The sequence below is a fragment of the Acidovorax sp. FW305-C-20-28 genome (assembly GCF_058783375.1).
This window is the reverse complement of record NZ_JBYSYM010000012.1, coordinates 107,168-119,983: the sequence shown is the minus strand read 5'-3', so window position 1 is coordinate 119,983 and position 12,816 is coordinate 107,168. Positions and strand designations below refer to the sequence as shown.

At 66.7% G+C, this 12,816-nt stretch carries 10 protein-coding genes; 9 read left to right on the top strand and 1 reads right to left on the bottom strand.

Annotated elements, in window-relative coordinates:
* Positions 1-24: 24 nt before the first annotated feature.
* On the bottom strand, positions 25-672 hold the full coding sequence (gene ompA / locus AC3WOH_RS15630; protein WP_471639192.1) for an outer membrane protein OmpA: 648 nt from the start codon (positions 670-672) through the stop codon (positions 25-27).
* A 221-nt stretch (positions 673-893) separates the two neighbouring features.
* On the opposite strand from ompA, the gene gyrA reads away from it, so the two are divergent.
* The 9 genes from gyrA to lapB all read left to right on the top strand — a co-directional run bounded on the left by gyrA (position 894) and on the right by lapB (position 12,766).
* The gene (gene gyrA / locus AC3WOH_RS15625; protein WP_492230199.1) at positions 894-3,554 is read left to right on the top strand and encodes a DNA gyrase subunit A; all 2,661 of its coding nucleotides are present in this window, start codon (positions 894-896) and stop codon (positions 3,552-3,554) included.
* Positions 3,555-3,691: 137 nt separating this feature from the next.
* Positions 3,692-4,801 (top strand): 3-phosphoserine/phosphohydroxythreonine transaminase, encoded by a 1,110-nt coding sequence (serC, locus tag AC3WOH_RS15620; RefSeq protein ID WP_492230198.1) that lies wholly within the window; start codon positions 3,692-3,694, stop codon positions 4,799-4,801.
* 54 nt (positions 4,802-4,855) lie between these two features.
* Positions 4,856-5,953, top strand: a complete 1,098-nt coding sequence (gene pheA / locus AC3WOH_RS15615; protein WP_492230197.1) for a prephenate dehydratase — start codon at positions 4,856-4,858, stop codon at positions 5,951-5,953.
* Between the two features lie 72 nt (positions 5,954-6,025).
* Complete coding sequence (locus tag AC3WOH_RS15610) at positions 6,026-6,910, top strand: prephenate dehydrogenase (RefSeq protein WP_492230196.1); 885 nt, start codon at positions 6,026-6,028, stop codon at positions 6,908-6,910.
* A complete protein-coding gene (locus tag AC3WOH_RS15605; RefSeq protein WP_492230195.1) occupies positions 6,910-8,964 on the top strand; it encodes a bifunctional 3-phosphoshikimate 1-carboxyvinyltransferase/cytidylate kinase in 2,055 nt (684 codons plus the stop codon). The genes AC3WOH_RS15610 and AC3WOH_RS15605 overlap by 1 nt, the downstream gene beginning before the upstream one ends.
* A 171-nt stretch (positions 8,965-9,135) precedes the next feature.
* Positions 9,136-10,821: a 30S ribosomal protein S1 gene (gene rpsA / locus AC3WOH_RS15600; RefSeq protein WP_007852596.1), complete on the top strand. Its 1,686-nt coding sequence runs from the start codon at positions 9,136-9,138 to the stop codon at positions 10,819-10,821.
* Positions 10,822-10,898: 77 nt separating this feature from the next.
* Positions 10,899-11,252 carry an integration host factor subunit beta gene (locus AC3WOH_RS15595; RefSeq protein WP_184862728.1) on the top strand — a complete coding sequence of 118 codons (354 nt, stop codon included), beginning with the start codon at positions 10,899-10,901 and terminating at the stop codon, positions 11,250-11,252.
* A 46-nt stretch (positions 11,253-11,298) separates the two neighbouring features.
* A complete protein-coding gene (locus AC3WOH_RS15590) occupies positions 11,299-11,622 on the top strand; it encodes a LapA family protein (RefSeq protein ID WP_492230194.1) in 324 nt (107 codons plus the stop codon).
* Complete coding sequence (gene lapB, locus AC3WOH_RS15585; RefSeq protein ID WP_492230193.1) at positions 11,612-12,766, top strand: lipopolysaccharide assembly protein LapB; 1,155 nt, start codon at positions 11,612-11,614, stop codon at positions 12,764-12,766. The genes AC3WOH_RS15590 and lapB overlap by 11 nt, the downstream gene beginning before the upstream one ends.
* Positions 12,767-12,816: the final 50 nt, after the last annotated feature.

The window sequence follows — 12,816 nt, the reverse complement described above, 5'->3', positions numbered from 1 at the left end:
TTCTGGTGCGAACCAATCCGAAGATCAGTTGGCGCGGGTGCCAACCACTTCGATTTCCACGCGGCGGTTCTTGGCGCGGCCTTCAGCGGTCTTGTTGTCAGCCACTGGTTGCTTCTCGCCCTTGCCTTCGGTGTACACGCGGTTCTTTTCGATGCCCTTGGACACCAGGTAAGCCTTGACGGCTTCGGAACGGCGGACCGACAGCTTCTGGTTGTAAGCATCGGAACCCACGGAGTCGGTGTGACCCACGGCGATGATGACTTCCAGGTTGATGCCCTTGACCTTGGAGACCAGGTCGTCCAGCTTGGCCTTGCCTTCTGCCTTCAGCACCGACTTGTCGAAGTCGAAGAATGCGTCAGCAGCGTAGGTGACCTTGCTGGCCATCACGGGAGGCTGAGCAGCTGGGGCTGGAGCTGGTGCTGGTGCGGGAGCAGCGCCAGGGGCAGCAGCTGGAGCAGCAGCGGCGGGAGCTGGAGCAGCGATGGCGCCGTCGCAGCCTGGGGCAGCGGTAGCAGGCGTCCAGTTGGCATTGCGCCAGCAGTATTCGTTCGTGCCGTTCTTCCAGACCAGTTGGCCAGAAGCATCTCTCCAGTTGTCAACGGTTTGTGCGCCAGCGGCGGTTGCGAGCGCTGCAGAGGCAAACAACATCGCCACTTTGTTCAGTTTCTTCATGGTTCTCCTCTTGGGGAAAAAGCCGCAGCCGCGCTGCGAATCAGGACGCCTGGGGTGACCATCACCCGAAACGTTCAATTGATTGTGCCATACGTAACAGGGCAAAAGCGGCCGCACCGCCTTGGGGCCCGTAGGACAAAACCGTAATTGCGGCGATATGTTGCGGGAGCGCTACACGCTTTCCCCTCTAAAATGATTCTCCTTCGCCGCATTGCCGCCCTATGACCCAGTTTGCCAAAGAAACCCTGCCCATCAGCCTCGAAGAGGAGATGCGGCGCAGTTACCTCGACTACGCGATGAGCGTGATCGTGGGCCGGGCCCTGCCCGACGCGCGCGATGGCTTGAAGCCCGTGCACCGGCGCGTGCTGTACGCCATGCACGAGCTGAACAACGACTGGAACCGGCCGTACAAGAAGTCCGCCCGTATCGTCGGCGACGTGATCGGTAAGTACCACCCGCACGGCGATTCGGCGGTGTACGACACCATCGTGCGCATGGCGCAGGACTTCTCGCTGCGCCACATGCTGGTCGACGGCCAGGGCAACTTCGGCTCGGTGGATGGTGACAACGCGGCCGCAATGCGGTACACGGAAATCCGCCTGGCAAAAATCGCGCACGAAATGCTGGGCGACATCGACAAGGAAACCGTCGACTTCGGCCCCAACTACGACGGCAGCGAGAAGGAACCGCTGGTCCTGCCGAGCAAGCTGCCCAACCTCCTGGTCAACGGCTCGGCCGGCATCGCGGTGGGCATGGCCACCAACATCCCGCCGCACAACCTCAACGAAGTGGTCGATGGCTGCCTGCACATGCTGCGCAACCCCGACGCCACGGTCGATGAGCTGATGGAGATCATCCCCGCGCCCGACTTCCCCACGGCCGGCATCATCTACGGGATCAACGGCGTGAAGGACGGCTACCGCACGGGCCGCGGCAAGGTCGTGATGCGCGCCAAGTGCCACTTCGAGGACATCGACCGCGGCCAGCGCCAGGCCATCATCGTCGACGAGCTGCCCTACCAGGTCAACAAGAAGACGCTGCAGGAGCGCATGGCCGAGCTGGTGCACGAAAAGAAGATCGAGGGCATCAGCCACATCCAGGACGAGTCCGACAAGTCGGGCATGCGCCTGGTGATCGAGCTCAAGCGCGGCGAAGTGCCCGAAGTGGTGCTCAACAACCTGTACAAGCAGACGCAGCTGCAGGACACCTTCGGCATGAACATGGTGGCGCTGATCGACGGCCAGCCCCGCCTGTGCAACCTGCGCGACCTGATCAGCGTCTTTTTGCAGCACCGCCGCGAGGTGGTCACCCGCCGCACGGTGTTCGAGCTGCGCAAGGCGCGCGACCGCGGCCATGTGCTCGAAGGCCTGGCCGTGGCCCTGGCCAACATCGACGATTTCATCGCCATCATCCGCAACGCCCCCACCCCGCCGGTGGCCAAGGCCGAGCTGATGGCCCGCCCCTGGGACAGCAAGCTGGTGCGCGAGATGCTCACCCGCACACGCGAAGACGGCGGCATCGTGAATGCCGACGACTACCGCCCCGACGGCCTGGAAAAGGAATTCGGCATGGGCCAGGACGGCCTGTACCGCCTGTCGGAAACGCAGGCCCAGGAAATCCTGCAGATGCGCCTGCAGCGCCTCACGGGCCTGGAGCAGGACAAGATCGTCGCCGAGTACAAGGAAGTCATGGCGGTCATCGAAGACCTGCTGGACATCCTGGCCAAGCCCGAGCGCGTCTCGGTCATCATCGGCGATGAGCTCACCTCCATCAAGACCGAGTTCGGCCAGAGCAAGCTGGGCGCACGCCGCAGCATCGTCGAGTACAGCGCGCAGGATCTGTCCACCGAAGACCTGATCACCCCCACCGACATGGTGGTGACGCTCAGCCACACGGGCTACATCAAGAGCCAGCCCCTGTCCGAGTACCGCTCGCAAAAGCGCGGCGGGCGCGGCAAGCAGGCCACGGCGACCAAGGAAGACGACTGGATCGACCAGCTCTTCATCGCCAACACGCACGACTACATCCTGTGCTTCTCCAACCGCGGCCGGCTCTACTGGCTCAAGGTCTGGGAAGTGCCTGCGGGCTCGCGTGGCTCGCGTGGCCGCCCCATCGTCAACATGTTCCCGCTGCAGGAAGGCGAGAAGATCAACGTGGTGCTGCCGCTCACGGGCGACATGCGCAGCTTCCCGGCCGACCGCTACGTCTTCATGGCGACCAGCATGGGCACCGTGAAGAAGACGGCGCTCGACGAGTTCAGCAACCCTCGCAAGGGCGGCATCATCGCCGTCAACCTCGATGACGGCGACTACCTGATCGGCGCGGCCCTGACCGATGGCGCGCACGACGTGATGCTGTTCAGCGACGGCGGCAAGGCCGTGCGCTTCGACGAGAACGACGTGCGCCCCCTGGGCCGCCAGGCCCGCGGCGTGCGCGGCATGACGCTGGAAGACGGCCAGAGCGTGATCGCCATGCTGGTGGCCGAAGACGAGACGCAGAGCGTGCTCACTGCCACCGAGAACGGCTACGGCAAGCGCACCAGCATCGTCGAGTACACGCGCCACGGCCGCGGCACCAAGGGCATGATCGCCATCCAGCAGAGCGAGCGCAACGGCAAGGTCGTTGCCGCCACGCTGGTGCATGCCGACGACGAGATCATGCTGATCACCGACAAGGGCGTGCTGGTGCGCACCCGCGTCTCCGAGATCCGTGAACTGGGCCGCGCCACGCAGGGCGTGACGCTGATCGCGCTGGACGAGGGCTCCCAGCTCAGCGGCCTGCAGCGCATCGTCGAAAACGATGCCAACATGGCCGAGGGCGAAGGCGGCGCAGCGGATGCCGGCGGCACGACCCCGGACACCGACGGCCCCTCCGGGTCCTGACGCGCCCTGTGGACACGGCGCCCGGCACTGCCGGGTGCCGCGCTCCAGGCGCCGCAAGGCAGCATGCAACAGCACGGGCCGTGGCGGCACCAGCCGCCAGCCCACCGAGACAGTCTTCTTTTTCCGTTTGGCCTGACATGAACCGCCCCTACAACTTCTCCGCCGGCCCCGCCGCCATCCCCGCCGAAGTGCTGCAGCAAGCAGCCTCCGAAATGCTGGACTGGCACGGCAGCGGCATGGGCGTGATGGAGATGAGCCACCGCGGCAAGGAGTTCCTGTCCATCTACCAGCAGGCCGAGGCCGACCTGCGCACGCTGCTGGCCGTGCCGGCGAACTTCAAGATCCTGTTCATGCAGGGCGGTGGCCTGGCCGAGAACGCCATCGTGCCGCTGAACCTCTCGCGCGCCGGCACCGTGGACTTCGTGGTCACCGGCAGCTGGAGCCAGAAATCGCAGAAGGAGGCGCGCAAGTACGCCAGCGAAGTGAACATCGCCGCCAGCAGCCAGAACAGCGAGTTCACCACCCTGCCCGCGCCCGCCACCTGGAACCTGAGCCGCGGCGCCAGCTACCTGCACATCTGCAGCAACGAGACCATCAACGGCACCGAATTCCACGAGCTGCCCGACCTCAAGGCCCTGGGCTCGGACGCCCCCCTGGTCATCGACTTCTCCTCGCACGTGGCCTCGCGCAGTGTGGATTGGTCGCGCGTGGGCCTGGCCTTCGGCGGCGCGCAAAAGAACCTGGGCCCCGCCGGCCTGACCCTGGTGGTGGTGCGCGAAGACCTGCTGGGCCACGCCCTGCCCGCCTGCCCGAGCGCCTTCGACTACAAGACCGTGGCGGACAACGAATCCATGTACAACACCCCGCCCACCTGGGGCATCTACGTGGCAGGCCTGACCTTCCAGTGGCTGCTGCGCCAGCGCGAGGGCGAACTCACCGGCGTGGCCGCCATGGAGCGGCGCAACATCGCCAAGGCCGAGCTGCTGTACAACGCCATCGATGCGTCGCAGCTGTACGTGAACAAGGTGGCGGCCAACGCCCGTTCGCGCATGAACATCCCCTTCTTCCTGCGCGACGAGTCGCGCAACGAAGCCTTCCTGGCCGGCGCCCGCGAGCGCGGCCTGCTGCAACTCAAGGGCCACAAGTCCGTGGGCGGCATGCGTGCCAGCATCTACAACGCCATGCCCTTGGCCGGTGTACAGGCGCTGGTGGACTACATGCGAGAATTTGAACAAAAGCGCGCCTGAGTCCCCACTTTCCAACCCCTTTCGCCGCACGCCCGCCAGAAAAGTTGCCCCTTCATGACCGAACCGCAAGCCTCCCCTGATCTCGCCAGCCTGCGCGTGCAGATCGACTCCCTCGACCGGCAACTGCTCACGCTGCTCAACCAGCGGGCCCTGGTGGCCGAGCAGGTCGGCGAGGTCAAGAAGCGCGAGGGCACACCGTTCTTCCGGCCCGACCGCGTGGCCCAGGTCATCGACAAGATCCAGACCGCCAACCCCGGCCCGCTCAAGGGCGCGCATGTGGCCGCCATCTGGCGCGAAATCATGTCGGCCTGCCTGGCCCTCGAATCGCCCCAGCGCGTGGCCGTGCTCGGCCCCGAAGGCACCTTCTGCGAGCAGGCGGCCATCGAATTCTTCGGCGGTGCAGCCGACCTGATGTACTGCGCCAACTTCGACGAGGTGTTCCACGCCACGGCCGCGGGCAGCGCCCAGTACGGCGTGGTGGGGGTGGAGAACTCCACCGAGGGCGTGGTCACGCGCTCGCTCGACCTGTTCCTGCACACCCCCACCCATGTGGTGGGCGAGGTCAGCCTGCTGGTGCGCCACAACCTGCTGCGCACCAGCAATTCGCTGGACGGCATCGAGGCCGTGCTGGCCCACCCGCAGGCCCTGGCCCAGTGCCAGGCCTGGCTGTCCAAGCACCTGCCCCATGCCGAGCGCCGCCCGGTGTCGAGCAATGCCGAAGGCGCGCGCCTGGCCACCACCAACCCGGCCTGGGCGGCCCTGTCGAGCGAACGCGCGGCCACCCAGTTCGGCCTGCACATCGTCTCGCACGCCATCCAGGACGATGCGTACAACCGCACGCGCTTTGCCATCATCTGCCTGCCGCACACGCTGCAGACGCCGCCGCCCTCGGGCAAGGACTGCACCAGCCTCGTGGTCTCGGTGCCCAACCGGCCCGGCGCCGTGCACGACCTGCTGGTGCCGCTCAAGGCGCATGGCGTGTCGATGACGCGCTTCGAGTCGCGCCCTGCGCGCACCGGCCAGTGGGAGTACTATTTCTACATCGACCTCGATGGCCACCCCGCCCAGCCGCACGTGGCGCGCGCGCTCGAAGAGCTGCGCGGCCTGTGCGCCTTCTACAAGGTGCTGGGCACCTACCCGGTGGCACCATGAGCCCGGATACGCCCATGCGCACGCCCGAACGCCCGGCGATCACCGCCCATCGCCCCCTGACGGAATCGCACCATGTTTGAACAATTGGGACTCATCGGCTGCGGCCTCATGGGCGGCTCCTTCGCCCTGGCGATGAAGAAGGCCGGCCTGGTCAAGCGCGTGGTGGGCTACAGCAAGTCGCCCTCCACCACCGACCGCGCGCGCCAGCTCGGCGTGATCGACGTCGAGGCCCCCTCGGCCCTGCTGGCCGTGGCCGGCGCCGACATCGTGCTCGTGGCCGTGCCCGTGGCCGCCACCGAGGCCACGCTCAAGGCCATCCGCCACCTGGTCACACCCAACATGCTGATCATGGACGTGGGCTCCACCAAGGCCGACGTGGTGCAGGCCGCGCGCCGCGCGCTGCGCGACCAGGTGGGCTCCTTCGTGCCCGCCCACCCCATCACGGGCCGCGAGGTCTCGGGTGTGGAACATGCCGATGCCGAGCTCTACACCGGTCGCCAGGTCATCCTGACCCCCATGGACCGCACGCTGCCCGAGCAATTCACCAAGGCGGAAACCGTGTGGAACGCCCTGGGCTGCCGCGTCAGCAACATGTCGCCCGAGTCGCACGACGCGGCCTTCGCCGCGGTGAGCCACCTGCCCCACCTGCTGGCCTTTGCCATGATGAACAGCATCACCGGACAGGCGGATGGCGACGACTTCCTCTCGCTGGCCGGCCCGGGCTTTCGCGACTTCACGCGCATTGCCGCCAGCGACCCCAAGGTCTGGCGCGACATCCTGCTGTCCAACCGCGAGGAACTGCTGGCCCAGTCGCGCCTGTTCCAGCAGACGCTGCAGAACATCGAGCAGGCCATGCAAAAGGGCGACACCCAGGCCCTGGAAGACATGATCACCCTGGCCAGCGAGACCCGCGCGCACTGGCGCATGGGCGCGCAGCGCACGAGCAAGGGGCGTTGATGTTCAGCACCCCCCACCTCGACCTGCCGGCCCTCGATGCCGCAGGCGGCGAAGTCCACCTGCCCGGCTCCAAGAGCATTTCCAACCGTGTGCTGCTGCTGGCCGCGCTGAGCGCGGGCACGACCACGGTGCACGACCTGCTCGCCTCCGACGACACGCGCGTCATGCTCGACGCCCTGCGCAAGATTGGCTGCACGGTGGACGAGGATGGCAGCACCACCGTGCGCATCACCGGCCTGGGTGGCGGTGCGCCGCGCTCGCCCGCCCAGCTCTTCATGGGCAATGCCGGCACGGCCATGCGCCCGCTCACGGCCGCGCTGTCGTTGCTGGGCGGCGAGTTCGAACTCTCGGGTGTGCCACGCATGCACGAGCGCCCCATCGGCGACCTGGTCGACGCACTGCGCCAACTCGGCTGCCAGATCGACTACCTGGGCAACGACGGCTACCCGCCGCTGCGCATCGCGCATGGCCAGGGCGTGCCGGCCCTGGCGCTGACCGCGCCCATCCGCGTGCGCGGCGACGTGTCCAGCCAGTTCCTCACCGCCCTTCTCATGGCGCTGCCACTGGCGGCGCGCACGCAGGCCATCGAGATCGAGGTGGTCGGCGAGCTGATCTCCAAGCCCTACATCGCCATCACCCTGCAGCTGCTCTCGCGTTTCGGCATCGAGGTCACGCACCAGGACTGGCAGCGCTTCACGATCCCGGCCGGCAGCCAGTACCGCTCGCCAGGCGACATCCACGTGGAGGCCGACGCCTCCTCGGCCAGCTACTTCATCGCGCTGGGCGCGATGGCGGCCGGCCACGAAGGCCTGCCCGAAGGCATCCGCATCCATGGCGTGGGGCTCGACTCCATCCAGGGCGACATCCGCTTCGTCGAGGCCGCGCGCGCCATGGGCGCCCAGGTCACGGGCGGCGCCAACTGGCTGCACATCCGCCGCGGCGAGCCCGGCCAGGGCTGGCCGCTCAAGGCCATCGCGCTCGATTGCAACCACATTCCCGACGCGGCCATGACCCTGGCCGTGATGGCGCTGTATGCCGAGGGCACGACCACCCTGACCAACATCGCGAGCTGGCGCGTGAAGGAAACCGACCGCATCGCCGCCATGGCCACCGAGCTGCGCAAGCTCGGCGCCACGGTGGAGGAAGGCGCCGACTTCGTCCGCGTGACCCCGCCCGCGCAGCTGGCCGACTGGAAGGCCGCCAGCATCCACACCTACGACGACCACCGCGTGGCCATGTGCTTTTCGCTCGCGGCCTTCAACCCCGCCGGGCTGCCGGTGCGCATCGAAGACCCCAAGTGCGTCGCCAAGACCTTCCCGGACTACTTCGAGGCGCTGTTCTCGGTGGCCCATGCTGCCACCGAGCGCATTCCGGTGATCTGCATCGACGGCCCCACGGCCTCGGGCAAGGGCACCGTGGCGGCGGCCGTGGCGCAGCGCCTGGGCTACCGCTTCCTGGACTCGGGTGCCATGTACCGCATCACGGCGCTGGCCGCGCTGCGCGCGGGCCTGGCCATCGACGCCACCCATGAATCCCGCATTGCCGACATGGCCAAGACCCTGCCCGTGCACTTCGAGGGCGGGCGCGTGCTGCTGGGCCAGGACGATGTGACCGACGCCATCCGCACCGAAGAGGCCGGCATGAACGCCTCGCGCGTCTCCGCGCTGCCCGCCGTGCGCGAGGCCCTGGTGGACCTGCAGCACAGTTTTCGGCGCCTGCCCGGCCTGGTGGCCGATGGGCGCGACATGGGCACGGTGATCTTCCCCGGGGCCCCCTTGAAGGTCTACCTGACGGCCAGCGCCGCATGCCGTGCGGAGCGCCGGTATAAGCAGTTGATTTCAAAGGGCTTTTCGGCTAACATAGCCGACCTTCGCGCAGACCTTGAGGCGCGCGATGCGCGGGACAGCTCCCGCAGCGTCGCCCCCTTGAAGCCCGCGCAGGATGCCCTGGTTCTGGACAACTCCGACTTGACGATCGATGAAGCCGTCGAGAAGGTGCTTGCCTGGTGGCAGGAGCGCCAGCCCTTTGCAGCCCCCGTGGCCGCACAAGGCTGACCGCCGGACCGCGAGGCCCGGCAAGGCCTCCCGCAGCCAATGCATGTCCATGCGCTGGCAGCGTGGAATATCGTCAACAACCTAACCGCGGCTTTGCCGCAAACCACCACCGGCAGCTATAAAAACGGGAGCAATGGTGCTCTCGGAATTCTGTCTGTGGCAAGGAAACACATGTCCGAATCTTTTGCCGCCCTTTTTGAAGAATCCCTGCAGCGTACCGAAATGCGCCCAGGCGAAGTGATCACCGCCGAAGTCGTGCGCGTGGAACACAACTTCGTCGTGGTCAACGCCGGCCTCAAGTCCGAAGCCTACGTGCCGCTGGAAGAATTCAAGAACGACAAGGGCGAAGTCGAAGTCCAAGTGGGTGACTTCGTGTCGGTGGCCATTGGCTCCATCGAAAACGGCTACGGCGACACCATCCTGTCGCGCGACACCGCCAAGCGCCTGGCTTCGTGGATGAGCCTGGAAAAGGCCCTGGAATCCGGCGAATTCGTCACCGGCACCACCAGCGGCAAGGTCAAGGGCGGCCTGACCGTGCTGGTCAACGGCATCCGCGCATTCCTGCCCGGTTCGCTGATCGACACGCGTCCAATCAAGGACCTGACGCCTTACGAAAACAAGACCCTGGAATTCAAGGTCATCAAGCTCGACCGCAAGCGCAACAACGTGGTGCTGAGCCGCCGCGCCGTGGTGGAAGCCTCCATGGGCGAAGAGCGCGCCAAGCTGATGGAAACCCTGAAGGAAGGCTCCATCGTGCAGGGCGTGGTCAAGAACATCACCGAATACGGTGCGTTCGTGGACCTGGGCGGCATCGACGGCCTGCTGCACATCACCGACATGGCATGGCGCCGCGTGCGTCACCCCTCCGAAGTGGTGACCGCTGGCCAGGAAATCACCGCCAAGATCCTGAAGTTCGACACCGAGAAGAACCGTGTCTCGCTGGGTCTGAAGCAAATGGGCGACGACCCATGGATGGGTGTGAACCGCCGCTACCCCCAAGGCACGCGCCTGTTCGGCAAGATCACGAACATTGCCGACTACGGCGCGTTCGTCGAACTCGAACCCGGCATCGAAGGCCTGGTGCACGTCTCCGAAATGGACTGGACCAACAAAAACATCGCTCCCGCCAAGCTGGTTTCGCTGGGCGACGAAGTCGAAGTCATGGTCCTGGAAATCGACGAAGACAAGCGCCGCATCAGCCTGGGCATGAAGCAGTGCAAGGCCAACCCATGGCAAGAATTCGCACAGGACACGAAGCGCGGTGACCGCGTCAAGGGTCCGATCAAGTCGATCACCGACTTCGGCGTGTTCGTGGGCCTGGCTGCCGGCATCGACGGCCTGGTGCACCTGTCCGACCTCTCGTGGAACGAACCCGGCGAAGCCGCTGTTCGCAACTACAAGAAGGGCCAGGAAGTGGAAGCCATCGTGCTGGCCGTGGACGTGGACCGCGAACGCATCTCGCTGGGCATCAAGCAGCTCGACGGCGACCCATTCACGACCTTCGTGACCGTGAACGACAAGGGCCAGACGGTGACCGGCAAGGTCAAGACCGTGGACGCCCGTGGCGCTGAAATCGACCTCGGCGAAGACATCGTGGGCTACCTGCGCGCTTCGGAAATCTCCCGCGACCGCGTGGAAGATGCCCGCAACGTGCTCAAGGAAGGCGACGAAGTCACGGCCGTGGTGGTGAACGTGGATCGCAAGACCCGCAACATCCAGCTGTCGATCAAGCAAAAGGACATGGCCGACGAGCAAGGCGCGATGGCCAGCCTGAGCCAGCAATCGAGCCGCGAAAGCGCCGGCACGACCAGCCTGGGCGCCCTGCTGCGCGCCAAGCTGGACAACTCCGACAAGTGAGTGACGATCTGACCCGCTAAAGGTCGGTCAGCGGGCGCTTCGGCGCCCGCTTCTCTTTACCCCTGACAATCGACGCCATGACCCGCTCCGACCTTGTAGAAGAACTGGCCGCCCGCTTTGGCCAGCTCACCCACCGCGATGCTGAATACGCCGTCAAGACCATTCTTGATGCGGTGGGCGACGCGCTGGTGCGTGGCCATCGCATCGAGATCCGGGGTTTCGGCAGTTTCTCGGTGAACCACCGCCCCCCCCGCATGGGCCGCAACCCGCGCAGCGGCGAGGCCGTGGCGATCCCGGAAAAGCGCGTGCCCCACTTCAAGCCGGGCAAGGCCCTGCGCGAGGCCGTGGACAAGCGCACGGCCGAGATGGAGGATGGCGACGGTACGCCCACCCCGGCAACCGCGGCCAAGGCCACGGGCACCGCGGGTTGATGCACCAGTCTGGCGCCGTAGAATCTCCCCACCACCGGGGAGCCCCATGAAATACCTCCTGTGGCTGCTCAAGGCAGCCATTTTTTTTACCCTCTTCGCGTTCGCGCTGAACAACCAGCAGGACGCCACCGTGCACTTCTTCTTCGGCACGCAGTGGCGCGCGCCGCTGGTGCTGGTCGTGCTCACGGCGTTCTCTGCCGGCCTCATCGTGGGTGTGCTGGGCATGGTGCCCCGCTGGTGGAAGCACCGCAGCGTGGCGCGCCAGGCGCTGGCGCAGCAAAAGGCGGCTGCCGCACCCGCCGCCAAACCGGCCAGCACCACCGCCGCGGCCGAAACCCCTGTCGAGATGCCTCCCATCCATGGAATTTGACCTCAGCTGGATCCTGCTGGGCCTGCCACTGGCCTTCGTGCTCGGCTGGCTGGCCTCGCGCTTCGACATTCGCCAGTTGCGCGCCGAGAACCGCCGTGCGCCCAAGGCCTATTTCAAGGGCCTGAACTTCCTGCTCAACGAACAGCAGGACCAGGCCATCGATGCCTTCATCGAGGCCGTGCAGAACGACCCCGACACCTCGGAGCTGCACTTTGCCCTTGGCAACCTGTTTCGCCGCCGCGGCGAATACGACCGGGCCGTGCGCGTGCACGAGCACCTGCTCTCGCGTGGCGACCTCAGCCGCACCGACCGCGAGCGCGCCCAGCACGCGCTGGCGCTCGACTTCCTCAAGGCCGGCCTGCTCGACCGCGCCGAGGACGCACTCAATCGCCTGGAGGGCACGCCCTTCGAGGCGCAGGCCCGGCTGGCGCTGCTGGCCATCTACGAACGCTCGCGCGACTGGCCCCATGCCACCACCATCGCGCGCAAGATGCACGAGGCCGACCAGGGCGATTTCAGCACCCGCCAGGCGCACTACCTGTGCGAACAGGCAGCGGCCCTGGCCGGCCAGGCCGACCACGCCGGCGCCCTGGCGCTGCTGGAACAGGCCGTGGCCGCAGCCCCCGGGGCCGCGCGTGCCCGCATCGACATGGCACGCCTGCAGCACCTGATGGGCCAGCCCGCAGCCGCGCTGGCTACGCTCAAAGCCCTGGGCGAACACAACCCCGCCGCCCTGCCCCTGGCCGCGCCGCTGATGGTCGAGGCCGCAGCCGCCACGGGCCGCAGCGCGGAAGCCCAGGCCCTGCTGCAGGAACACTACGACGGCGGCCCCTCGCTGGACGTGCTGGAAAGCCTGGTCGCCATCGACACGGCCCAGGGTGCCGGCGAAGGCGCCCGCCAGCGCTATGTGGACCACCTGGACAAGGAAAAGTCCCTGGTGGCCGCCGCCAAGTGGCTGGCCGGCGAGAAGCTCGAGCACGAGGACTTCCACCCCCAGGTGCAGCGTGCGCTGGAGCATGCCGTCAAGCCGCTCACGCGCTACCGCTGCGCGGCCTGCGGCTTCGAGGCGCGCCAGCACTTCTGGCAATGCCCGGGCTGCCAGACCTGGGACAGCTACCCTGCCCGCCGCGTCGAGGAACTCTGATCTCCCACGCACAGGGCAGGACCGATATGATGGCTGGCACCCAACAACAC